Raw genomic sequence first — 23,115 nt, 5'->3', positions numbered from 1 at the left:
TGGGGTCGGCGCAGGGCAGGTATCAGGACGCGCTGCCGAGACGGACGCACTTGTCATCCTAGGCCTTGTGCCTAGGATCCATCTTTCCGCGAGCTGAGATATTTGCTGAGGACGGGCCCATAGAATGCGTCGGGCCCCTTTCGGGGCCCGACAGGTCACTCATGATTCTTTATCACGAGCACCCACTCGTGCTGCCGCAGGTGTCGCACTTCAGGCAGGTGCCGTTGCGCACCATGGTGAAGTTGGCGCACTCGGGGCAGGCGACGCCTTCGTAGCCACGAAGGCGCGCGTTCTGGATGCGCTGCCGGTAAAGCTCCGACTTCGACAGCACCGGCTCGATGGAAACCGAGGCTTCCGCGTAGATCTCGGTGTCGGCCTTCATCACGTTGGCGCCGATAACGTGCGCCGTCTGAGCACCGCTGCTGAGGCCTTCGCTGGCGCGCATGATGCCCGCTGTTTCGCCGAGCACCGCAGCGGGCGCCTCCGCGTGATGGTGACCACCACCATTGCCGCGGCTTGCAAGACGCACGACCGGCTGTCCGCGCACCAGACCCTTCGACACCATCTTGGTGACGCTCTCGGGCAGGTCGAGATCGAGCTGCTCGTCAGTCTCCTCGTCCGATGAGCCAAGACCCGTCTCGCCCACGATTTCGCGCGGATCGACGTGTGCAAGATCGTGACGGGCAAGGTAGGACACCGCCAGCTCGCGGAAGATGTAGTCGAGGATCGAGGTCGCGTTCTTGATCGTCTCGTTACCCTGCACGAGGCCGGCCGGTTCGAAGCGCGTGAAGGTGAAGGCCTCCACGTATTCCTCCAGCGGCACGCCGTACTGAAGGCCGAGCGAAATCGCGATGGCAAAGTTGTTCATCAACGAGCGGAAGGCTGCACCCTCCTTGTGCATGTCGATGAAGATCTCGCCGACGCGACCGTCGTCGTACTCGCCGGTGCGCAGGTACACCTTGTGGCCGCCGACGGAAGCCTTCTGCGTGTAACCCTTGCGACGGCTCGGCAGCTTCTCGCGATCCTGTTGCTTCAGGTAGACGACGCGCTCGACCAGCTTCTCAACGATCTTTTCGGTGACGACCGTCGTGCGCTGTGCCTGCGGAGCTGCGGCCAAGGTTTCGGCCATTTCCTCACCCGCATCGTCCTCACCCAGGACCTGGGCATTGAGCGGCTGGGACAGCTTGGAGCCATCGCGATAAAGCGCGTTGGCCTTCAGAGCCAGCTTCCACGACAGCATGTAGGACTGCTTGCAATCATCCACCGAGGCATCATTCGGCATGTTGATGGTCTTGGAAATCGCACCCGAGATGAAGGGCTGCGAGGCCGCCATCATGCGGATGTGGCTTTCCACCGACAGAAAGCGCTTGCCTTTGCGGCCGCAAGGATTGGCGCAATCGAACACCGGGAGATGTTCGGCCTTAAGATGCGGCGCGCCTTCCAGCGTCATCGAGCCGCAAACGTGCTCGTTGGCTGCTTCTACGTCTTTCTTGGAGAAGCCCAGGTGCGCGAACATGTCGAACGTCGGATCGGACAGCTTCTCTGCCGGCACCTTGAGCGTGTCGGTGAGGAACTGGTCGCCCAGCGTCCAGCGGTTGAAGACGAACTTGATGTCGAATGCGGAAGCAAGGCCGCTCTCGATCTTGGCAAGCGACTCGTCGGTAAAGCCCTTGGCCTTCAATGTCGTATGATTGATGGCCGGAGACTGACGCAGTGAGGCGTGTCCCACTGCGTACGCCTCGATCTCGGCGATCTGGCTTTCCTTGTAGCCGAGGGCACGCAGCGCCTCCGGCACCGACTGATTGATGATCTTGAAGTAGCCGCCGCCAGCGAGCTTCTTGAACTTCACGAGCGCGAAGTCGGGCTCGATGCCGGTGGTGTCGCAGTCCATGACGAGACCGATGGTGCCGGTCGGCGCAACTACTGTGGCCTGCGCGTTGCGGTAGCCGTGCTGCTCGCCGAGTGCCAGCGCACGGTCCCAAGCTGCCTTGGAAGCGTCGCCAAGGCGCTTGTCGCTGAGCGATGCATGGTCGAGAGGCACCGGTGCGACCGAGAGCTGCTCGAAGCCTTGTCCTTCACCGTAGGCCGCGCGGCGATGGTTGCGGATGACGCGCAGCATATCGCCGGCGTTGGGCGCATAACCTGGGAACGGACCGAGTTCGCTCGCCATTTCGGCGCTGGTCGCATAGGCGACGCCAGTCATGATAGCAGAGATCGCGCCGCAGATGGCGCGGCCTTCCGGCGAGTCATACGAGATACCGCCAGACATCAGCAGGCCGCCGATGTTGGCAAAGCCCAGGCCCAAGGTGCGATAGCGGTAGGACAGCTCGGCGATCTGGCGCGAGGGGAACTGCGCCATCAGCACCGAGATTTCCAGCACGATGGTCCACAGACGGCAGGCGTGCTCGTAAGCCTCGATGTCGAAGGATTTGTCCTCGCGGCGGAAGCGCAGGAGGTTCATCGAAGCCAGGTTGCAGGCCGTGTCGTCGAGGAACATGTACTCCGAGCACGGGTTGGACGCGCGGATCTGGCCGGACTGCGGGCAGGTGTGCCAGTCGTTGATGGTCGTGTGGAACTGGATGCCAGGATCGGCTGACGCCCATGCGGCGAAACCGATCTGTTCCCACAAATCGCGAGCTTTGATGGTCTTGGTCACCTTGCCGGAGATGCGGGCCGTCAGACTCCAATCCTTGTCATCGACGACGGCGTTCAGGAAGTCATCGGTGACGCGAACCGAGTTGTTAGAGTTCTGGCCCGAGACGGTGAGGTAGGCCTCGCTGTCCCAATCGGTGTCGTAGGTGTCGAAGGTGATATCCAGATAGCCCTGCTTGGCGAACTGAATGACGCGCAGAATGTAGTTCTGCGGAACGCCATCGCGTTTGGCTTCGCGGATTGCGATTTTGAGCTTCGGATTGCGTGCCGGGTCGAAGCAGGCATCGCCATCGGCTTCGCACTTCACGCAGGCGGTCATCACCGCCTTCAGACGCTTCTGGCAGATCTTGGAGCCGGTGACGAGGGCCGCAACCTTCTGCTCCTCGCGCACTTTCCAAGTGATGTATTCCTCGATATCGGGATGATCGACGTCGACGACGACCATTTTGGCGGCGCGGCGCGTCGTTCCGCCCGACTTGATGGCGCCCGCTGCGCGATCGCCGATCTTCAGAAAGCTCATAAGGCCCGACGAACGCCCGCCGCCCGACAGCTTTTCATTGGCGCCGCGGAGAGACGAGAAGTTCGATCCGGTGCCCGATCCATATTTGAAGAGGCGTGCTTCGCGCACCCACAGATCCATGATGCCGTTCTCGTTGACGAGATCGTCATTGACCGACTGGATGAAGCAAGCGTGCGGCTGGGGGTGCTCGTAAGCCGACTTCGATTGGGTCAACTCGCCGGTACGGTAGTCGACATACATATGACCCTGGCCGGGGCCGTCGATGCCGTAGGCCCAATGCAGACCGGTGTTGAACCACTGCGGGGAGTTGGGGGCAGCCATCTGGTTGGCCAGCATGTAGCGATGCTCGTCGTAGAAGGCCTGGGCATCTTCTTCAGACGAGAAATATCCGCCTTTCCAGCCCCAGTAGGTCCAAGTGCCAGCAAGGCGATCGAAGACCTGGCGGGCATCGTTTTCACCGCCGAAGCGTTCTTTTTCGGAGAGGGAAGCGAGTGCGGCGTCATCGGGGATGGAGCGCCATAGCCACGAGGGAACTTGAGTTTCTTCGAATTTCTTTAGCGCGCGGGCGACGCCGGCTTTGCGAAAATACTTCTGGGCGAGAATGTCTGCGGCGACCTGACTCCAGTGCTCGGGAACTTCAAAGCCTTCCAGACGGAAGACGACCGAGCCATCGGGATTTTTGATTTCCGACGTGGCCCGGCGGAACGGGATGGTGGCGTAAGGCGATTGTCCGGCCTGGGTAAAGCGCCGCGTGATCTTCATGGATTAAGTGCCCCCGGTTTCTTGCGGGGGTGTCGCAGTACGAGAAACGAGGGCTGGAACACCCGAATGGTTGTTTTCGTTTGGACGCTGCGCCTCACCTTCTAGAAAGGCGCAAGTCCTGCTTGTGGTCGTGACGCTTCGGGCGGATGCCCTTGCGAATTTTACAGAACCGCGCACGCATGGTTCGGAGCAGCGGGTGCAAGGAAGACCCTCGCATAAGACACACTCCCGCTACTCCTCCGGATGCTCCCCGCACCCGGCCGGCACACGCGACGGCTTGACGACAAACGAACCTGGAGGGTTCGATCGACACGGCACGAAACGCTCTGCTGAGAGCCGCTAGACATGCGGCCTGAAAACGCCTCACTGCCTTCTTGTCTCGACAGCGCGAGTACTCCCCCGAGACGCTGCTGTCGTATTTGGAAGCTAGGACGATTCGATCAGTTCGTCACCTGCGGACATCTACATATTGTGGTAGCAGCGACAACCAATAACTAGATGTGGGGGTGTTGGCGAGGTGTGAATTGAACACTGAAAACACCCGGGAAATCCGGGCGGGAGCGCTTACGGGGCCTTTCGGCGGCCTGTTGAAAGCGCCATTTTTCAGGGGCTGCTTCCATGCGCGCTCTTGAGCTTAGAGCGATTCCGGCATCAGAGTGTTGCGCCGCCGCCTCGGTGGTCGAGCCGTATGGACAGAGACGATCCTTAAGGGGTAAGTCCGAGTTGCGGCTCGTGCGCGCTACACTGTTATGAGGCTTTGGGAAAAATGGGATTGTTCACCGAGATCTTCTCCTGGTGGGGCGGCAATACGTGGGGCACGCGCTTTTTCACGTGGCGGAAGGGCAAGCTCGTCGGCGAGGACACATTCGGCAATCGCTATTACGTCCAACGTTCGGGTGTTGGGCCGCTCGGCGTGCCTGCACGGTGGGTGACATATAAGAATCTGTCCGAGGCCTCCCAGGTGCCGCCCGAATGGCACGGCTGGCTGCATTACACAGTGGACCAGCTGCCGACAGACGAACGCTACGATCCCAAGCCCTGGCAAGAACCGCACCAGATGAACATGACTGGAACTCCGGAAGCGTACCGGCCGCAGGGCTCGATTCTGGCCCCTGGTCCGCGTGCCCGGACGACAAGCGATTACCGGCCTTGGACTCCGGACTGACCGGCACGTCAGAAAGCTGATTAAATCAGCTGGCGTTATGGGGCCTTGTTGACGCCACCATTGGCGTGAATGGGATGGTCCGTTGAACGGGAGCCGCTTCGGGGCTCCGATTTCGAGAATTGAAGGGTTAGGACCGGGGTGCTGGCGACCTTTAAGGCGACCTTTGAGACGAACCGCAATCAATCGCGATTGCGCGTTGTAAGTCTTGCCGCCCTCGCGCTTTGCATATCGTTTGCTGGTGGAGTTCCGGTAGCGCACGCGGAGCGTATTGAGAACCAGGTCGCGGTATTCTCAGCCCTCGACAAAGTGACGGCGCGGATCTCCAAATTTGAGGTCGAGATCAACAAGAGCGTCGCTTTCGGCCAGATCACGGTGACGCCGCGCGTGTGCTACTCGCGTCCCGCTACTGAGCTGCCCAAGACCACCACGTTCGTAGAGGTTGACGAAACTCAGCTCGATGGAACCGAGAAGCGGATCTTTACCGGCTGGATGTTTGCGGAAAGTCCCGGGATCTTTGGCGTCGAGCATCCGACCGTCGATGTGTGGCTGACCGAATGCAAGAACCCTATCAGATCTACGCCTCAGCAAGCATCGCCACAGCCTTCTGGCGACGATAGCGGCGCTGCGGCGACTGCGAGCGGCGACGGCTGGCCCCCGTCTGATCAGTCGGCCGACGTGCCGCGCAGACGGGTTCGGCGTTGAGTTGCCTTTGACTTGCTTGTTGACAAGGATTGCGGCTTGCCGCGACCTTGTCGGTCGATGGACAGCAGCTTCGATCTGACGCTCATAACCAGACGAAATCCTGAAATTCGCCAGCTTGACGCCGGCGAGCCGGTGTTCTTCGAGCATCGAACGGGCGCGGAGATGTATGCCGTGCTGTCCGGTCGCATCGACGTGGTGAGGTACGGTAAAGAGCTTGAGCAGGTCGGGCCTGGTGGAATTCTGGGCGAAATGGCGCTGATCGATGATGGACCGCGCTCAGCAGCCGCTCTGGCCGCAGAGAAGACGACGGTCGCCGTCATTCCGCGCGACATGTTTCTTGAACTCGTGAAGGAAGAGCCCGCGTTCGCGCTGCATGTCATGCGCGTCCTGGCGCAACGCTTGCGCAGACGTGACGAGGGCGCGGCCGACTCTTGAAGACCGCGCCCGCGCACCTCAACGCATCTGGAAGTATTCCTGGTGGAAGTCCGTCGTTGGCAGGCCGGCTGCAACGAAGTCTTGGCGCAGGCTTTTTCCAAATCCTTCAGGTCCGCAGAACCACAAGTCAGCGTCTTTCCATTTTGGAATGGCGCCCATAATATCCTTGGCGCGCAGCAGTCCGTCGCGAGGTGACCTGATGACGTGCAGGTTGACGCCTGCCGCCTCCGCCCGCTCTTGGATCCTCGGCAGAAACTCCGCAAGGTTCTCGGCTGCCGTGGCATAGAAAAGATCTACGGGTTTTGTTGAGTTGACGTCCGTAGAATTCCGGTCGCTGGCCAACGCTTGCATACGGGCGATGAACGGCGAAATTCCTATCCCGCCTGCGATCCAAACTTGGCGTTCTTTCTCCGATTGGAAGTCAAATCGCCCGAACGGTCCTTCAATCTTCACTTTCTGGCCGGCGGCCAGCGTGCCGGGCAGCGTTCGGGTGTAGTCGCCGAGTTCTTTGATGAGGAACGTCAGACGCCCGTCACGTTGCCATGACGAAGAAATCGTGAAGGGATGAGCACCTTCAGCATCATCGAAGGTGACGAAGGCGAATTGCCCAGCGTCATGGCCCGGCCATCGGCTTGCGAGCTTGACGTCAACTTTCAGAACGTGGTTCGGCGCGTTGTATTCGATGTTTTCGATCTGTCCCACGACTGGACGCGCCAGCCCGCTCGTCTTTGCCAACAGGACGATGGCCGATACCGTGCCAGCGGCCATCAGAATTCCCGTGGCGATGCCGACGGCGTCGCCCCAGTAGCTGAACTTCATCAGTACGACAGCGTGGAACACCAGCACGAGATAAGCGACGGCAAGCAGGATGTGCGTCTTGTGGAACAGCCGGTAGGGAAATATCTTGATAAGCGCCAGGGCAATGAGAAATACCGCCGCGTAGAACGCCCACTCGCCAAGGCCCTCTGCTAGTCCGCGCTGTTCGCGAAAAAACAACGCGATTGGATCGGTGATCTCTGGCCGAGGGCCGCGCCCGCGTCGTTCCATAAGTCCCAGGTCGATAAGCCAGTGAGGCGCCTTGGCGCTGATCCAATGTGAAACCGCGAAGATCAATGCGGTGATGCCGAGCCACTTGTGCAGCCGGTACATCTTGTCGAGGCCGTCGAACCAACGTTCCGCGAACACGGGGCGGACAGCCAAGATCATGGCGAGGCTCATGACTGATATGCCGATGATGCCCGTGTAATTGATGAGGGCGGCACGGATTGGGGCGAACTGTTGGGGAATGCCGAATATGGGCTCGGCAAGCAGCCAAAGGCCGCTTATCGCTGCGAGAAATCCCCAAAGCACAATCTTGATCGGTGTCATGTCGATATCATCCCCTTCGATGCGATGACGCGCATGCCGCCGGAGAATGCCCGCCTAGTCGAAGGGCAAACGCAGACAGGCGCAATGATCCGGCGGGTGCGGATTGCCGCAGGGGATTTTCTCGGCAGCTAGAGCGGCTCTGTCTGTTCTCGATCAGTCGTGGTTGAGGAGCTTGGCGGCGCGTGGTGCGTAGTAGGTCAGGATGCCGGCGGCGCCTGCACGTTTGAACGCCATCAGCGCTTCCATCATCGCCTTGTCGCAGTCAAAACAGCCTGCTTCCGCAGCGCGCACGATCATCGCGTATTCGCCCGAGACCTGATAGGCGAAGGTCGGAAGTTTGAACGTCTCTGAGACGCGGCGCACGATGTCGAGATAGGGCATACCCGGTTTTACCATCACCATGTCCGCGCCTTCGGCTATATCGAGTGCGACCTCGCGCAATGCCTCGTCGGAGTTGGCGGGATCCATTTGATACGTGCGTTTGTCGCCTTTCAAAAAACCTGCTGAGCCCACTGCATCACGGAACGGGCCATAGAACGCGCTGGCATACTTGGCGGCATAGGACATGATCTGCGTGTTCTGAAGACCTGCAGTTTCCAACGCTGCCCGAATGGCACCAATGCGTCCATCCATCATGTCGGACGGGGCCAGCACGTCGGCGCCAGCTTCTGCCTGAACGAGGCTTTGCTTGATCAACGCGGCTATGGTCTCGTCATTGACGATCTCGTCACCGACAAGCAGACCATCGTGGCCATGGCTCGTATAGGGATCGAGCGCAACGTCGAGCACAACACCGATTTCGAGGCCCGCCTTCTTGATGGCGCGCGTCGCCCGACAGACAAGATTGTCTGGATTGAAGGCCTCGCGCGCATCGTCTGTCCTGAGCTTGGGATCGGTGTAGGGAAAGAGGGCAAGTGCCGGGATGCCGAGGCGGACGGCTTCACGCGCGCTTTCGACAACCTGATCGACGCTCTGGCGTTCCACACCGGGCATGGACGCGACCGCTTCGCGTTTGGCGACGCCTTCAAGCACGAAGATCGGCCAGATCAGATCGTCGGGTGTAAGGACATGCTCCGCCACCATGCGGCGTGTCCAGCCGGACTTGCGGTTCCGGCGCATTCGAATGGCGGGGTATTCGCTGCAACTGAGCCGCGGTGCGGCGTGAGCTGACTGCGAGCGGGGGGTTGCTTGCGCCTTAGGTGCGCGAGGTGTGCGATCAGACATGAATTGAGGTCCGGTTGAAATCCGGCCGCACCTTGGGACAAGCAGGGAGCCTTTGACAAGCCTGCTCATGCCGGCCTTGGCCGCCTGCGCAGCGCAGGCGTGCGTTAATCGCAGATCTTGGTTTTCTTGCGCGGCGCCATATCGACGTGGAAATGGTTACGATGCGCGGAGTTTGCTTCCGGGCCCAAAGTGGTTCCAAAGCGTTGGCAAGCGCTCGCGTGGACGGCATGTAAAAAGGCTTCCTTGCGCTCCGCGTCGTTGAGCCGGGCCTCTTTTTGTGGCGGTTTAGGTTTGTCAGCTGCTTTTGTTTGGGTTGTTTTGCCAGTCTTAGCAGCGGCCTTCGCAACGTTGACGCTCTTGCCATTGGACGGCTCGTCGGACTTTGGGCCGCCCAGGCGGCTCGGGGCCATGGAGAAGCCGCTATCTGCTCCAGCACCACCGCCGGGAGAAGCGCCGGGAAGTGTGATGGTGAGCTTGGGAGTGCCATCCACAATGGTCGACCGCGCGACCCCGCCACCGGGCTCACCCGCGCTTGAGGCCGTGGACGACGGTGGCGTCTCTTTGGAAGGCTTGCCCCCGGCCTGCATGGTCTGGGCTGCCTTTTCTGCGGCTTGCGCTTCGGCGAGAGCTTTTGCGGCCTTCGCCTTTTCCTCAGCGATGCGCGCAAGAATTTCGCGCTGGGGTGTGCCCCAGTGTTCGAGAACGTAAGCTTGTCGGCCGCCGGCGGTTACGAAACCACGGATATCAAGAGCATTAGCGACAGCGTGCTCGCTGAGCTTGTTGCCCTTGCGACCGTAGGCCGTGCGGCACGAGTATGAACTCATGACCTCAATCTTGATGACCTTGTTGGAGAAGTTTTTCACGGCAAGAGGCTGAACGTCGTTGGTCACCCAATCATTTAACGCTTCGGCGAAGTCACAGTTGACGATCGCAGGTGGCGACAAGGCCACTTCCGGGTTGCGGCCGATGCTAATGAGCTGGATCGGAGCAGGTGTACCGCATCCGCCTTCCTTGATCGGCTCTTGGGGAATGGCGATCGCATTGATATGGCTGAGAACGGCGGTGCAATGAGCTTTGGCGGCTGCAATCTCCTCCGGGCTCCATTTCTCGGGCAGTGCACCGTCTGCTTTCTTTTCTGCTTCTGCGTCGGGGATTGTCTTGGGCCAAGACTTGCCAGAGATACCTGGGATCCGCGGCACAGTCAGCTCGATGCGTACGCCTTTGCGGGTTTTGCTCTCGCCCTTGGCATCTGACTTCGACGGATCTTCTGCAGTTTGCTCTTTATCTTTGGAGCCCGTGTTATCGCGTGCCATCAAGGGCTGGTCGCCAAAGGAGGCCAGTGCCAAACAGGTCAGAACGCCAAAAGACGCGATATGGACAGCCGAGCGGGCTCTTATCATGTGCTCCAACATCCCCCCGGATGATTGTGTGGATCAGCATGGAAAACACCTTGACACCGCATCGCGTTCCGTCTCGGCGAATCAATGTCTTGTAGACTGTGGCGAGAACTAGGGTGTGTATAGTGCTAAAATGTGGCGTCTAAGCCGTTTACCCACGGTGTAGGCCATTATCGCAAGACAAGGACTTTCTCGGAAATCGAAATGAGTGACACAGCAACCACGCAAGCGACGACCGCCGCACAGGCCACCCAGACCGAACCGGCAAAGATTGAGGCCGTGCGCCGCGGCGCGTTGATGAGTTTTGTGCTCAATAGGCCGCGCGCGCTCAATGCATTCGATGATGACATGCGCAAGATCCTGTCCGATGAAATTCCCAAAACGGCACGCAATCCCGACATCTACATCTGTGCGTTGACATCTGCGAGCGACCGCGCGTTCTGCGCCGGTGGCGATGTTCGCGCTCTCGTCAATTGCGCCAAGACGGATATGCCGCGTGCCCGGCAGATGTTTGCTGCCGAATATCAATTGGATTGGCTGCTCGACTGTTTTTCCAAGCCGACTGTCTCGTTCATAAACGGTTTGTGCATGGGATCGGGGGCTGGCCTGTCGAGCTACAATACCCACCGCGTCGCAGGTGAGAATTATTCCTTCGCCATGCCCGAAACGGCGATAGGGCTATTTCCCGATGTCGGTGTCGCGCACAAGCTGGCGGCGATGCCCTGGCCAATTGGGCTCTATCTGGGATTGACGGGCCACCGGGTCGGTCGCGCCGATGCATTCTGGTTGGGATTGGTGACGCACTGTATTGCCTCAAGCCATTTCGAGGACATTCTTGATGCCCTGTCGCAATCGGAGCCTGTAGATCCGTTGCTTGACGGATTGCATCAAGATCAAGACCGCGGGGAGTTGGAACGAACGTTCCCGATGATCCGTGAATATTTTTCCGGCGAAAATCTCGCCGAAATTCTGAGGGCGCTTGCTGGCGCCAAGGGAGAAGCCAAGCCGTGGGCGGAGTCCGTTCTGGCGGAGCTAGGCAAGTATTCTCCGACGTCTCTCGCCATTACCGATGTTCATATTCGCGCGTGCCGGTCGCTGGATCTGCGCGAAACCTTGATTCAGGATTTCCGTATTGCGTGGAGATGCCTTGAAGGGAACGACTTTGCAGAGGGTGTTCGGGCTGCGCTTATTGACAAAGATAACAAGCCGCGCTGGCAACCGGGAAAGATTGATGATGTCGATCCTGCCGAGGTGGCGCGCTACTTCGCGCCGTTAGGGGAGAACGACCTTGCACTCCCGACCCGCGAACAAATGCAGGCCGCTCGCGTTTAGAGCTGCGATTGCATCAAATTTGAAATAGAACTTTTTAGAAAAATTCGCTTTACACGGAATTCTCGTGTTTCGTTGATTAAAAAATCCTTCTTTTGAGGGGCTGTTACTATTCTTTTACTATATCTATTTAGTCGCTCTTTATTCATCTGCGTTACCTTTCCAGCAACCCGAGAATAATCGGGAAGCGTAAACGGTAAGAGGCAGGGTAATGAGTATTGCGTTTGATATGGTGCGTAACACGGCGCCGGTTCAGGATGAGGCCTTCCGCTCGGAATATCTTCAGGCACTCCGCCTGATCGAGCGCCTTCATCGCCTCCTTCTCGATGTCATCAAGGACGAGTTTGACCGCCAGGGCGGTGCCGAACTCAACAGCGTACAGGCTCTGTTGCTGTACAACATAGGCGAGAGCGAGTTGACCGCAGGCGAGTTAAAGACCCGCGGCTACTATCTGGGCTCCAACGTCTCCTACAACCTCAAGAAGCTCGTTGACATGGGCTACATCCACTACAAGCGCTCCGATACGGACCGTCGTTCGGTTCGCGTCAGCCTGACCGATCGCGGTCTGGAGGCGTGCGATGTGGTGACGAAGCTCTACAATCGTCAGCTTGGCTCGGTGCAAAGCGTCGGTGAAGTCACGACAGACGATATCAAGGGTCTCAACAAGGCTCTGGTCCGTCTGGAGCGCTTCTGGTCGGATCAGATCCGCTATCGCCTGTAATTTGTAACGCGGTCCGCTGCCCGGCATGGGTCGGGGGGCTCAAGAAGGCAGCCTGCATCCTCAAGAGCCGCCCGGCGCAAAGCTAGGCGGCTCTTTCTCATTGCGGTGCAAGACGTTGGATCCTCAGCTGAAAGCCTGCTTTGCCAATGCTCCTAGGTAGAGCCCCTTAGCCTTTTGGGCGGATGGTGTGGCACTGACACCGCGGGTCATCAAAATGCGCGGTTGCGATTCGTAATTGCCTCACGTTTTTCAGCCTTCTCACCTTAAAATCCGGCACGCACGCCTCCCCGAGGCAGCCGGCAACGTTTGCTTAAGGCTAATAAGGGAAGTGTTAAGTCACGTAGACTGGGAACAAACCGGGCTGGAGATGATCGTGCGACGGGTTGGGCAGACTGTTGGGAACGTTGGCCGTGGAGTGCAGGCTGCGCTCTGCTTTACCGTCTCGTGCATTGCGTTCGCATTCATGCCGGAGATGGTGACGACAGCCCACGCACAAGGCATGGCCTACTTTCAGGAGACTTTTGCCAACAGTGGCGGACCGGTTTCCACCCCGAGCTACGACCGCAGCTTTATACGCGAGTGGGAGGCCAACCCTCCCAAAGGCTTTGCCACGATCTCCAAGGCCAACATTGGTCCCACGAAAGATGCCATCAAGCTCTATTCGGACGTCGTAGCCCGTGGCGGCTGGGCGCCGGTTCCCGAGCAACAATTGCAGGCTGGCTCCCGCGACGCCGGCGTCGCATTTCTGCGCGCGCGTCTGTCGGCTTCCGGCGAGTACAAAGGCGATAGCAGTGGTTCGAACTACTTCGACTACGAGCTTGAGAAGGCGTTGAAGCGTTTCCAGGCAGCCAACGGGCTCACTCCGACGGGCATTCTCGACAGGCGTACTATTGCGGCCCTGAATGTCCCCGCCGACGTTCGGCTGAAACAGCTCAAGGTGAACCTGACGCGCCTACAGTCGCTCGTCGGCCAGGTATCGAAGCGCTACGTGGTCGTGAATATCCCCGCCGCCCAGATCGAGGCAGTGGAGAACGGCGACATCGTCGCGCGCTACGCGGGTGTGGTGGGCAAGCCCGATAGGGCTACCCCGCTACTGCGCTCCTCGATCACAGATCTGAATTTCAACCCGATGTGGCGGGTACCGCCTACGGTGGAGTCTGAAGACCTCATTCCGCGCGGGCGTGAAATGCAGAAGAAGGGTCAGAGCGTCCTGTCCAAGTTCCATATCGATGCGTACGACGGCTCGGGCAAGAAGGTCGACCCGGATAAGATCGACTGGAACAAGGTGCGGCCGGGCACTTATTCCTACAGTCAGCAGCCGGGAAAGGAGAATCCGCTCGGGTTCCTCAAGATCAATTTTGCCAGTGCTCATTCCGTCTACATGCACGACACACCGTCGGACACGATTTTCGGGCGCAATTTCCGTTCGGCCAGCTCTGGCTGCATTCGGGTCCGCAATATCGCTCACTTGGCCGCATGGCTGCTCAATGGCCAGAATGGCTGGAGTGACGAAGCCATCGCGGAAATGAAGGAAACGGGCACAAGACGCGATGTGCGCTTGAAAAAGCCTGTCGATCTCCACTTCGTCTACATAACCGCCTGGGCTACCCCTGACGGTGTCGTCCAGTTCCGCCGCGATCTCTATCAGCGCGATAGTGTCGGTGAAGTGGCTGCCAACTACTAGGCCTGGTCGGATCGTGCCCCAGCGAGTGGCTCACCGTTCGAGGGGCGACGCTTGTTGTCCGGAGCTGATAGCCGTGCTTGCCAACTGACGCCCAACCCAATATTTGCTGGGAAGACCACTCGGAGATATCCCTCCCAGGTCAATCGGATAGTGGCGGAACTGGCCCTGTTTGATCCAATCTCTAAACTAGACTTCCGCCGCCTCGGGTACGCCCAAATGCGCCATAGTGTCGAACCTTGATCTAGCGCAATGTTTAGTATCTTTTGCCCTGGTCAAGATTGCCTCGAAATTTGCAGGTATGGCTGCCTGCGATTGGATGACGGTTCAGGGCGTGACGAAAACGGGTGCGGATTTGTTTCCCGTAAGGAAATAAATGAAGCGCGCGACGAAAGAACGCTTTGATTGTCGGGCAACCCCCGGCATAGTTCAGGAAAACGATACTAAGTCCTGGGGAGTGGAAATAAGCTTCATGGATTACGAGCAGAGGCTGAGCGCAGCCCTTGAGGCCGTTAAGCGCGAGGGCCGTTACAGAATTTTCGCGGATCTGAAGCGTCATCGTGGCGACTTCCCCAAGGCGGATTTCATCAAGCCCGAGGCTACGCGCCCGATTACCGTTTGGTGCTCTAACGACTACCTCGGCATGGGCCAAAATCCCAAGGTCATCGCCGCGATGCACGAAGCGCTCGATATCGTTGGCGCCGGCTCTGGCGGCACGCGTAACATTTCGGGTACCACCCATTATCACGTCGAGCTTGAGCACGAGATTGCCGATCTGCACGGCAAGGAAGCAGCGCTATTGTTCACTTCGGCGTTCGTCGCCAACGAGGCTGCGCTTTCTACGCTCGTTCAGCTTCTCCCCGGTTGTGTGGTTTTCTCTGACGAGAAGAATCACGCTTCGATGATCGCGGGCATCCGCAACGGACGCGGTCCCAAGCATATCTTCCTGCACAACGACCTCGCTGACCTTGAGGCGAAGCTGCAGCGCGTGCCTCTCGATGTTCCTAAGATCATCGCTTTTGAGAGCGTCTACTCGATGGACGGCCACGTTTCCAACATCGCGGCTGTTTGTGACCTGGCGAAGAAATACAACGCACTGACGTATCTTGATGAGGTCCATGCTGTGGGCATGTATGGCCCGCGCGGCGGCGGCATTGCCGAACGTGATGGTGTTATGGACCGTGTCGACATCATTAACGGTACGCTCGCCAAAGGCTTTGGCGTCATGGGCGGCTACATCGCGGCGTCCCGCACGCTTTGCGACGCGGTCCGCTCGTATGCACCCGGTTTCATCTTCACCACCTCGCTCGCTCCGGTGATTGCTGCCGGCGCTCTGGCGTCGATCCGCCATTTGAAGTCGTCTAATGTCGAGCGTGAACGTCATCAGGAGCGCGCTCGCACTTTGAAGCGTCGCCTGACAGCTGCCGATCTGCCCGTGATTTCGGGCCCCAGCCATATCGTTCCGGTGCTGGTTGCTGATCCGGTGCGTTGCAAGCAGCTCTCCGACATCCTGCTCAACGAGTACGGAATTTACGTTCAGCCGATCAATTATCCGACCGTGCCGCGTGGCACCGAACGTCTGCGTCTCACGCCGACGCCGCTGCACACCGACAAGGACATGGACCACCTCGTGGCCGCCATGACCGAGCTGTGGGCGAAGTGCCCGCTGCAGTCGGAGATGGGGCTGAGCCAGGCTGCCGAATAAAATCGAGATGGCAGGCGGCTCATTCCGCCTGCACACGTTCGCCGCTACCCATTGGTGTGGGCTCACTTAATCCCGCGCCTATTTTACACGGGGGCTCGCGAACGTTTGTGTGTTGAGCCCGCTTTTCAGCCCTCCTACTATGGTCGCAATGGATCGCGCGAGCAGGTCGAAAGACTTGCTGGCGCCCGCGCATATTTCGTTCAACTACCCCAGAAATCAGTAAAAAACATAGGGAACGCCCATGTCGAACGCTCCGGCCCAAGCGGCCAACTCGCAGACCTCGCGCTTTTTCAAGTCGCATCTGTCTGAGACCGATCCGGAGGTCTTCAGCGCCATCCAGAAGGAATTCGGACGCCAGCAGCACGAGATCGAACTCATCGCATCGGAAAACATCGTTTCGCAGGCGGTGCTTGATGCAGCAGGCTCGGTGCTGACCAACAAGTACGCCGAAGGTTATCCGGGTCGGCGCTATTATGGTGGCTGCCAGTACGTTGACATTGCAGAAGAACTCGCAATCGAGCGCGCCAAGAAGCTTTTTGGCTGCTCGTTCGCGAATGTCCAGCCCAACTCCGGCTCTCAGGCCAACCAGGGTGTCTTCAATGCACTCGCCAAGCCAGGCGACACCATCCTGGGCCTCTCTCTCGCTGCGGGCGGTCACTTGACTCACGGTGCGCCGGTTAATCAGTCGGGCAAGTGGTTTAAGGCCGTGCACTACATGGTCAAGCCCGATACGCACCTCATCGATATGGACGAAGTGAAGAAGCTCGCTCACGAGCACAAGCCGCGCATCATCATAGCTGGCGGCTCGGCTTATCCGCGCAAGATCGATTTCGCCGCATTCCGCAAGATTGCTGATGAAGTCGGTGCGCACTTTCTGGTCGACATGGCTCACTTCGCGGGTCTCGTCGCTGCGGGTCTTTATCCCAGCCCATTCCCGCATGCGCACGTTGTTACGACGACGACGCACAAGACTCTTCGCGGTCCGCGTGGCGGCATGATCCTCACCAACGACGAGGACATTGCAAAGAAGGTCAACTCCGCGATCTTCCCCGGCATCCAGGGCGGTCCGCTCATGCACGTCATCGCGGCCAAGGCGGTCGCCTTTGGTGAGGCGCTGCGTCCCGAGTACAAGGTCTACATCAAGAACGTCATTGATAACGCTCGCGCCATGGGCGAAGTGCTCGTTCAGAGCGGCTTCGCGCTTGTCTCCGGCGGCACGGACAGCCATTTGATCCTGGTTGATCTGCGGCCCAAGAAGATCACCGGCAACATCGCCGAAAAGGCAATGGGCCGAGCCAACATCACCTGCAACAAGAACGGCATCCCGTTCGATCCGGAAAAGCCGATGGTCACTTCGGGCATCCGTCTGGGTTCGCCCGCAGGCACCACGCGCGGCTTCGGCGTTGCCGAGTTCCAGGAGATCGCTCGCCTGATCGCGGAAGTCCTCGATGGGCTTGCCAAGAACGGCGAAGCTGGCAATGCCGCGGTCGAGGCTGCCGTGCGCGCCAAGGCCATCGCGCTATGCGCCAAGTTCCCGATCTACTCATGAGCATGTGAAGACCGCTTTGGGCGGTCCACCCTGATGACGTGCAAAAGGCGCCGGTTCGTCCCGGCGCCTTTTCGTTTCTGGATTCCGGCAATCGAGCAGCTGCTCAGCGGCCCTTCTTCCAACGTGCGGCGACGTGAGCGATCCGTGCGCCGAAAAGCTCGGCTGTCTTGCGATCGGCCTGAGGAGGAGCGATTTCCGCGCTCTCGTCGACGTTGGCCTGGGTCATGAGGCCGAGGAAGGATCCGACACGATTGACGTCCTCGATCGATGCCTTCGAGCTGTTATTTCCAGGCATTAGGCCAAGCCCCGCCCAGATCATGCCGTGCTGGGCGGCGACAACCGCGAATTGGGACAAAGTCGCGAACTTGTCGCCCGACCATGCGGCCGAGTTAGTAAAACCCCCGGCGATTTTGTCCTTCCAGCCCTGTGTGAACCAAACCTTGGATGAAGCATCGAGGAACTGCTTCATGGGAGCTGATGCGGAACCCATGTACGTCGGTGCCCCGAAAATGATGGCATCGGCCCGTGCAAGTTCCTCCCAGGGTCCACTATCTGGCGAGGCAAGGTCTTCAGCCTTGAAGAGGTTTGCGGTGGTGCCTGCGATACTGGCTGCACCCTTCGCAACATGCTCTGCAACCACTTTGGTATGGCCGAAGCCGGAGTGGTAGACGATGGCAATATTGGTCATAGGAGGCTCCTGACATGCGTTGCATTGCTCGACGATCCCCTATACATATTCAATATTACCATAAGTAAAGTACGCACCTTTTGGTAACCAATGGGGTTGTGATGGTGAGTAAGGTGGTCGTGAGCGGCCAGCCGTGTCCGCCAGGAAATGTCTATACGGAAGCATGCCCGTCGCGCGCCATTCTGGAGCTTATTGCGGACAAGTGGACGTTGCTCATTCTTCCGTCGTTGCGGCGCGGCCCAATGCGAAACGGCGATCTGATGCGGCTGATTGGCGGCGTTTCTCAAAAAATGTTGACCCAGACGCTTCGAGAGCTTGAGCGTAACGGGCTTGTGGAACGTATTGATTACGCCGAGGTGCCTCCGCGCGTGGAATACGCGCTAACGGACCTTGGGCGCTCCTTGTCGGATGCGGTTCGCAAGCTGGATAGTTGGGCCGAGGCCCACATTAGCCAAGTTCAGGCGGCTCGGGCGCGCTATAGACAACGTGAGACGGCGGCTCGGCGATAAAGTCACTGTAGAACTTTCAAAGCCTTCTTGCGGGAGGCGTTTCGCGGCGGTTGGAATCCGGCTACCAAGGCGGCCGCAGCGTCTGGCGCCCAGAAGGCGCCGACCCAGCGGGAAGGCTCTGAAAGCTGACTTTTGAAGGAGTGAAGGTCTGATGCGCTGTCCCTTCTGTGGGAGCGAGAATAGCCAAGTGAAGGACAGTCGGCCGTCGGACGAGAATTCCGCCATCCGTCGCCGCCGTGTCTGCTCGGATTGCGGGGGCCGGTTTACGACGTTCGAACGCGTGCAACTGCGCGAGCTGATCGTGGTGAAGCGTTCGGGCCGGCGCGTGCCCTTCGAACGCGATAAGCTGGAACGTTCTGTTCAAATCGCGCTGCGCAAACGCCCAATTGAGCCTGAGCGAATTGAGCGGCTGATTACGGGGCTTGTGCGTCAGCTGGAAAGTTCCGGTGAGACCGAAATTTCGTCCGCCGAAATCGGCGAACTGGTCATGGCAGCTTTGCGCGAACTCGATCCGGTCGCTTATGTGCGGTTTGCCTCCGTTTACCGCGATTTCCGAGATGCCAACGATTTTCAGGCCGTCTTGCGCGATATTGCAAGCGATGTCTCCGACAGGCGGCTGCGCGATGATGCATTCGCGTCTGCGCCTCCGGCAGATGTCGTGACAACAAAGAAATAGACCGGTCGTGATTGGCATCCCGACACATCGTCGATCTGTTTGCCCTTGCGCGTTTCCTCGCGAACTGAGTTCGCTGCGATGGGAGAACGCTTCGTGAGCGAGGATCGCGCCAAATTCGATGCGCAGATGATGCGAATCGCATTGATGATGGCTGGCCGCGGCCTTGGGCTCACGGCGCCTAACCCATCCGTTGGTGCCGTTATTGCCGATGAGGCGACCGGCGAAGTTATCGCACGTGCGGTTACCGCGGCGGGTGGCAGACCGCACGCCGAACCGAGCGCAATTGCCTTGGCAGGAGAGCGGGCTGCGGGAAAAACGATTTACGTCACCCTTGAGCCTTGCTCGCATTACGGCAAAACGCCACCGTGCGCCGACGCTATCATTACGGCGGGTTTGAAGCGTGCCGTGGTGGCGATTGAAGATCCGGATCCAAGGGTTGCGGGGCGCGGCCTCGATCGTCTGCGCGCCGCCGGTCTTGAAGTGCGCCGGGGTATCGGCGCGGAGGAAGCGCGCTGGATTACGCGCGGCCACATCGTGCGGGTGACCGAGCGCCGGCCGTTTGTCACGCTCAAGATGGCGCTCGATAGTTCCGGGAGCGTGCCGCAAGGCACCGGCGCGATGCCCGTTTTCGTGACCAGCCCGCAGGCGCGCGCGCATGGTCACCTGCTGCGCGCGCAGGCCGACGCGATCCTCGTCGGCGCGGGCACGATCAAGGCCGACAATCCGCAGCTCACGTGCCGCCTTCCTGGCTTAGAGGGGCAGTCTCCGCTGCGCGTGGTCCTCTCCAAAAGTCTCGATATTCTACCCAGTGCCCGCCTCTTTGACGATAGTCACGCCGTCGGCGTTCTGTGTGTCGCGGGCTTTGGCGCAGATCCCGTCCGCAAGGCGATGCTTGAGCGCCAGGGTGCGGAGGTTGCGCTGGTCCCAGTGGTTGCTGGCCAGCTCTGGCTTCCCGCGGTCATGGAAGCGCTTGTGGCGCGCGGAATAACGAGGCTTCTGGTTGAGGGCGGTCCAGGCATGTGGGCGGCTTTCGGCGCACAATCCCTGGTCGATGAAATCGCCCTCTATGTAGCCGGTATCGCCAAATCCGGCAGACCAGCGGGCGAGGCAGGTCTTCCGCCGTTTGCACTTGCAAAGTCTTATTCAGGCAATCTGCCGCTGGCGATTGCGGACACGGCAACCTTTGGACCTGATAGACTTTGGCGGTTGCGGACGACGCATAAGCAGGAAGGAAACTGAGCATGTTCACGGGGTTGGTTAGCGATGTCGGCGAGGTCGTGGCGCGCCAGGGCGGCGCCTTCACGGTGCGCACGGCCTTTAGCGCAGATACAATCCCGTCCGGCGCGTCTATCTGCTGCGACGGCGTTTGCCTCACGGCGAGGGAGATCGCCCCTGATCCAGCAGGAGCGTGCTTCACGGTCGATGTGTCCAACGAAACGCTTTCAAAGACCACGCTTGACGGCTGGGAACCTGGTCGCAAAGTCAACCTTGAACGATCGTTGCGAGCAGGCGACGAGCTTGGTGGGCATATCGTGTCCGGTCACGTCGATGGCGTTGCCAAGATCATCTCGATCACGCCCGATGGGGAAAGCCGCCGGTTTCTTCTGGAAGCACCGGAGCATCTGGCGCGGTATATCGCGCCTAAGGGTTCCATTGCCATGGATGGCACGTCCTTAACCGTCAACGAGGTGTCCGGCGACCGCTTCGGCGTCAATCTCATTCCGCACACCTTGACGGTTACGACGTGGGGCGCGAAAAGGCCGGGCGACCTCGTGAATATCGAGGTCGATGTGTTCGCGCGCTACGTGGCGCGCCTATTGGAGTTTCGTCCGTGATGCACGGTTCGCAAGCCACATCATCCGTGCTCTCGCCGATCGAGGAGATCGTCGAGGACATGCAGAATGGCAAGATGGTCGTTCTTGTCGACGCGGAAGACCGCGAGAACGAAGGCGACCTTGTCATTCCCGCCCAGATGGCGACACCCGACGCGATCAATTTCATGGCCAAGCACGGCCGCGGTCTCATCTGTCTGACGTTGACGCAGGCGCGCGCGAGCGATCTTTCGTTGCAGTCGCAGGCGCGCGCTGGCGTGGGACGTTCGACCGCGTTCACGCAATCGATCGAGGCGCGCGAAGGGATCACAACGGGCATTTCGGCCTTTGACCGCGCGCGAACCGTCGCGACAGCAATCGATCCCACAAAGGGCGCGGGAGACATCGTTTCGCCGGGCCATGTATTTCCTTTGATCGCACGCGAAGGCGGCGTTCTCGTTCGCGCAGGACACACCGAAGCGAGCGTGGACCTTGCCCGCCTTGCCGGGCTCGTACCTGCTGCGGTCATCTGCGAAATCATGAACGACGATGGCACCATGTCTCGTATGGGCGACCTGGTTCCATTCGCGAAGTCACATGGGCTCAAGATAGGTGCGATCGAGGATCTGATCGCCTACCGCCTCAAGAACGACCGCATCATCAAACACGTTGCCAAGACGCATGTTGAGACCCGCATCGGTGGCGGGTTCGACTTGCACGTCTATGAAAATACTGTCGAGCCCTCCGAGCATCTTGCCCTCGTCAAAGGCAAGATCACCGGCCGTGATCCCGTACTCGTCCGCGTGCAGCCGCTCAACGTATTTCACGATGTGCTAGGTGTTGGCGGCGAGAGTGAAGCCACGATCTCTCAGTCGTTGCGCGAGATCGAGAAGGAAGGCCGCGGCGTGTTGGTCTTGATCCGCGATTTGCGCCCGAAAGCGCTGTCCGACTGGGTCAAGCAGCAGGCGCCGGGAACCCAGGATGCCTCCAAGGAGCGTCGTCAGGTCGAGATCGGCATTGGCTCGCAAATTCTTGTCGATCTCGGCGTGAAGGATATGGAAGTGCTCACAACATCGCCCGCTCATGTCTATGTAGGCCTTGAAGCCTTCGGCTTGCGCGTAACAGGCACGAGAAAGATCGAGTAGGGGTCATGGTCGTCAAATCCGGCAACGAGGAAGCGAGCGCCAAGCGCTCCGATAGCCCCTTGCGCGCTCACGTTCTTATTCTTGAGGGGCGCTTCTATACGAACATTGCTGATTTGCTGCTTGAGGGAGCGATCGCAGAGTTCGAAGCGCGTGGGGTCAGCTATACCCGCCTGACCGTTCCCGGTGCGCTTGAGATCCCCCAGGTTCTTGCGGCCGCCGTTGGTGCGCGCGCGGCTGGGCGCATGAGCTTCGACGGTGCGGTCGCGCTGGGCTGCGTCATTCGTGGTGAGACCGCCCATTACGATATTGTCGTCAACAACGCCAACCACTGGCTCATGGACGTGGCCACCAAGCACGACGCGCCAGTCGGCAACGCAATTTTGACCGTTGAAACCGAGGCCCAGGCGATTGCACGCGCCAAGGGCGGCCGTGACGGCAAGGGCGGTGACGCCGCACGCGCCTGTCTGTCGCTTATCGAGATCAAGCGCGCCTTCTGGGGGCACAAGGCATGACAACCAAAAAACAGCCTGCTGGCGCGCCGGAGTTGATTTCGGCGCGCACGGCTGCGCGACTGGCCGCCGTCCAGGCACTGTATCAAATGGATATGGCGGGAACCGACCTCAACGACGTTATTGACGAGTTCTTGTCAGAGCGCATCTCAGGGAAGCCGAACGTAGATGCGAATTCAGGCGCTGAAGAGGATGCAACCGCGGCGGCCGCAGCAAGCGGAGCGGACCGGCAGTTCTTTGCCGACATCCTGCGTGGCGTGCTGCGGCGGCAACGTGAAATCGATCCGCTCATCGACGATCAGCTCGCCATAGGGTGGCGGCTGGTGCGCGTTGACAGTATCTTGCGTGCGGTGCTGCGCGCTGGAGCCTGCGAATTGCTGGAGCGTACAGACGTGCCGGTGCGCGTTGTCATCAACGAATACATCAATGTGGCGCACTTCTTCTTCTCCGAGGACGAACCGCGCGTCGTCAATGGCGTGCTCGACAAGATTGCGCGAAAGGTTCGTGCCAAGGACTTCGAGTCCAAAAGCGGTCCGGCCTGAGGAAGCTACAAGCGCACAATCGACA

Annotated in this window: 20 protein-coding genes; 15 read left to right on the top strand and 5 right to left on the bottom strand. The window is 59.5% G+C overall.

The genetic code is table 11. From position 1 onward, the window contains the following. Window positions 1-172: 172 nt before the first annotated feature. Window positions 173-3,934: a vitamin B12-dependent ribonucleotide reductase gene (locus R3D51_16745; GenBank protein ID MEZ5901129.1), complete on the bottom strand. Its 3,762-nt coding sequence runs from the start codon at window positions 3,932-3,934 to the stop codon at window positions 173-175. Window positions 3,935-4,700: 766 nt separating this feature from the next. On the opposite strand from R3D51_16745, the gene R3D51_16740 reads away from it, so the two are divergent. The 3 genes from R3D51_16740 (at window position 4,701) to R3D51_16730 (ending at window position 6,236) form a co-directional block, all read left to right on the top strand. Next, the gene (locus R3D51_16740; protein MEZ5901128.1) at window positions 4,701-5,099 is read left to right on the top strand and encodes an NADH:ubiquinone oxidoreductase subunit NDUFA12; all 399 of its coding nucleotides are present in this window, start codon (window positions 4,701-4,703) and stop codon (window positions 5,097-5,099) included. A 225-nt stretch (window positions 5,100-5,324) separates the two neighbouring features. After that, a complete protein-coding gene (locus R3D51_16735; GenBank protein MEZ5901127.1) occupies window positions 5,325-5,801 on the top strand; it encodes a DUF2155 domain-containing protein in 477 nt (158 codons plus the stop codon). A gap of 36 nt (window positions 5,802-5,837) precedes the next feature. Beyond that, window positions 5,838-6,236, top strand: coding sequence for a Crp/Fnr family transcriptional regulator (locus R3D51_16730; protein MEZ5901126.1), 399 nt, complete (start codon window positions 5,838-5,840; stop codon window positions 6,234-6,236). Between the two features lie 18 nt (window positions 6,237-6,254). On the opposite strand, the gene R3D51_16725 is transcribed toward R3D51_16730, so the two are convergent. From R3D51_16725 to R3D51_16715, 3 genes are all read right to left on the bottom strand, one after another. Beyond that, a complete protein-coding gene (locus R3D51_16725; protein ID MEZ5901125.1) occupies window positions 6,255-7,604 on the bottom strand; it encodes a ferric reductase-like transmembrane domain-containing protein in 1,350 nt (449 codons plus the stop codon). A gap of 153 nt (window positions 7,605-7,757) precedes the next feature. Further along, window positions 7,758-8,828 (bottom strand): porphobilinogen synthase, encoded by a 1,071-nt coding sequence (gene hemB / locus R3D51_16720; protein MEZ5901124.1) that lies wholly within the window; start codon window positions 8,826-8,828, stop codon window positions 7,758-7,760. Between the two features lie 104 nt (window positions 8,829-8,932). Beyond that, the gene (locus R3D51_16715) at window positions 8,933-10,228 is read right to left on the bottom strand and encodes an extensin family protein (protein MEZ5901123.1); all 1,296 of its coding nucleotides are present in this window, start codon (window positions 10,226-10,228) and stop codon (window positions 8,933-8,935) included. A 201-nt stretch (window positions 10,229-10,429) separates the two neighbouring features. On the opposite strand from R3D51_16715, the gene R3D51_16710 reads away from it, so the two are divergent. The 5 genes from R3D51_16710 (at window position 10,430) to glyA (ending at window position 17,210) form a co-directional block, all read left to right on the top strand. Beyond that, the gene (locus R3D51_16710) at window positions 10,430-11,557 is read left to right on the top strand and encodes an enoyl-CoA hydratase/isomerase family protein (GenBank protein MEZ5901122.1); all 1,128 of its coding nucleotides are present in this window, start codon (window positions 10,430-10,432) and stop codon (window positions 11,555-11,557) included. 208 nt (window positions 11,558-11,765) lie between these two features. Further along, window positions 11,766-12,275, top strand: a complete 510-nt coding sequence (locus R3D51_16705) for a winged helix DNA-binding protein (protein MEZ5901121.1) — start codon at window positions 11,766-11,768, stop codon at window positions 12,273-12,275. Window positions 12,276-12,648: 373 nt separating this feature from the next. Beyond that, window positions 12,649-13,959, top strand: a complete 1,311-nt coding sequence (locus R3D51_16700) for a L,D-transpeptidase family protein (protein MEZ5901120.1) — start codon at window positions 12,649-12,651, stop codon at window positions 13,957-13,959. Window positions 13,960-14,428: 469 nt separating this feature from the next. Next, window positions 14,429-15,661: a 5-aminolevulinate synthase gene (gene hemA, locus R3D51_16695; protein MEZ5901119.1), complete on the top strand. Its 1,233-nt coding sequence runs from the start codon at window positions 14,429-14,431 to the stop codon at window positions 15,659-15,661. 241 nt (window positions 15,662-15,902) lie between these two features. Next, complete coding sequence (gene glyA / locus R3D51_16690) at window positions 15,903-17,210, top strand: serine hydroxymethyltransferase (GenBank protein ID MEZ5901118.1); 1,308 nt, start codon at window positions 15,903-15,905, stop codon at window positions 17,208-17,210. A 103-nt stretch (window positions 17,211-17,313) separates the two neighbouring features. On the opposite strand, the gene R3D51_16685 is transcribed toward glyA, so the two are convergent. Beyond that, window positions 17,314-17,898: a flavodoxin family protein gene (locus R3D51_16685; GenBank protein MEZ5901117.1), complete on the bottom strand. Its 585-nt coding sequence runs from the start codon at window positions 17,896-17,898 to the stop codon at window positions 17,314-17,316. A gap of 101 nt (window positions 17,899-17,999) precedes the next feature. Here R3D51_16685 and R3D51_16680 point away from each other — a divergent pair, with 101 nt between their 5' ends. The 7 genes from R3D51_16680 (at window position 18,000) to nusB (ending at window position 23,090) form a co-directional block, all read left to right on the top strand. Next, the gene (locus R3D51_16680; GenBank protein ID MEZ5901116.1) at window positions 18,000-18,407 is read left to right on the top strand and encodes a helix-turn-helix domain-containing protein; all 408 of its coding nucleotides are present in this window, start codon (window positions 18,000-18,002) and stop codon (window positions 18,405-18,407) included. Window positions 18,408-18,558: 151 nt separating this feature from the next. Continuing rightward, window positions 18,559-19,083 carry a transcriptional regulator NrdR gene (gene nrdR, locus R3D51_16675; GenBank protein MEZ5901115.1) on the top strand — a complete coding sequence of 175 codons (525 nt, stop codon included), beginning with the start codon at window positions 18,559-18,561 and terminating at the stop codon, window positions 19,081-19,083. A 93-nt stretch (window positions 19,084-19,176) separates the two neighbouring features. Then, on the top strand, window positions 19,177-20,322 hold the full coding sequence (gene ribD, locus R3D51_16670; GenBank protein ID MEZ5901114.1) for a bifunctional diaminohydroxyphosphoribosylaminopyrimidine deaminase/5-amino-6-(5-phosphoribosylamino)uracil reductase RibD: 1,146 nt from the start codon (window positions 19,177-19,179) through the stop codon (window positions 20,320-20,322). A 2-nt stretch (window positions 20,323-20,324) separates the two neighbouring features. Next, a complete protein-coding gene (locus R3D51_16665; GenBank protein ID MEZ5901113.1) occupies window positions 20,325-20,918 on the top strand; it encodes a riboflavin synthase in 594 nt (197 codons plus the stop codon). Further along, on the top strand, window positions 20,918-22,039 hold the full coding sequence (gene ribB / locus R3D51_16660; GenBank protein MEZ5901112.1) for a 3,4-dihydroxy-2-butanone-4-phosphate synthase: 1,122 nt from the start codon (window positions 20,918-20,920) through the stop codon (window positions 22,037-22,039). The genes R3D51_16665 and ribB overlap by 1 nt, the downstream gene beginning before the upstream one ends. 5 nt (window positions 22,040-22,044) lie before the next feature. Then, on the top strand, window positions 22,045-22,551 hold the full coding sequence (gene ribH, locus R3D51_16655; GenBank protein ID MEZ5901111.1) for a 6,7-dimethyl-8-ribityllumazine synthase: 507 nt from the start codon (window positions 22,045-22,047) through the stop codon (window positions 22,549-22,551). After that, window positions 22,548-23,090, top strand: coding sequence for a transcription antitermination factor NusB (gene nusB, locus R3D51_16650; protein MEZ5901110.1), 543 nt, complete (start codon window positions 22,548-22,550; stop codon window positions 23,088-23,090). Before ribH ends, nusB begins: the two co-directional genes overlap by 4 nt. Window positions 23,091-23,115: the final 25 nt, after the last annotated feature.

It is taken from the genome of Hyphomicrobiaceae bacterium, assembly GCA_041397645.1.
GTDB lineage: Bacteria > Pseudomonadota > Alphaproteobacteria > Rhizobiales > Hyphomicrobiaceae > Hyphomicrobium_B.
This window is presented reverse-complemented; position numbering and strand designations above follow the sequence as displayed.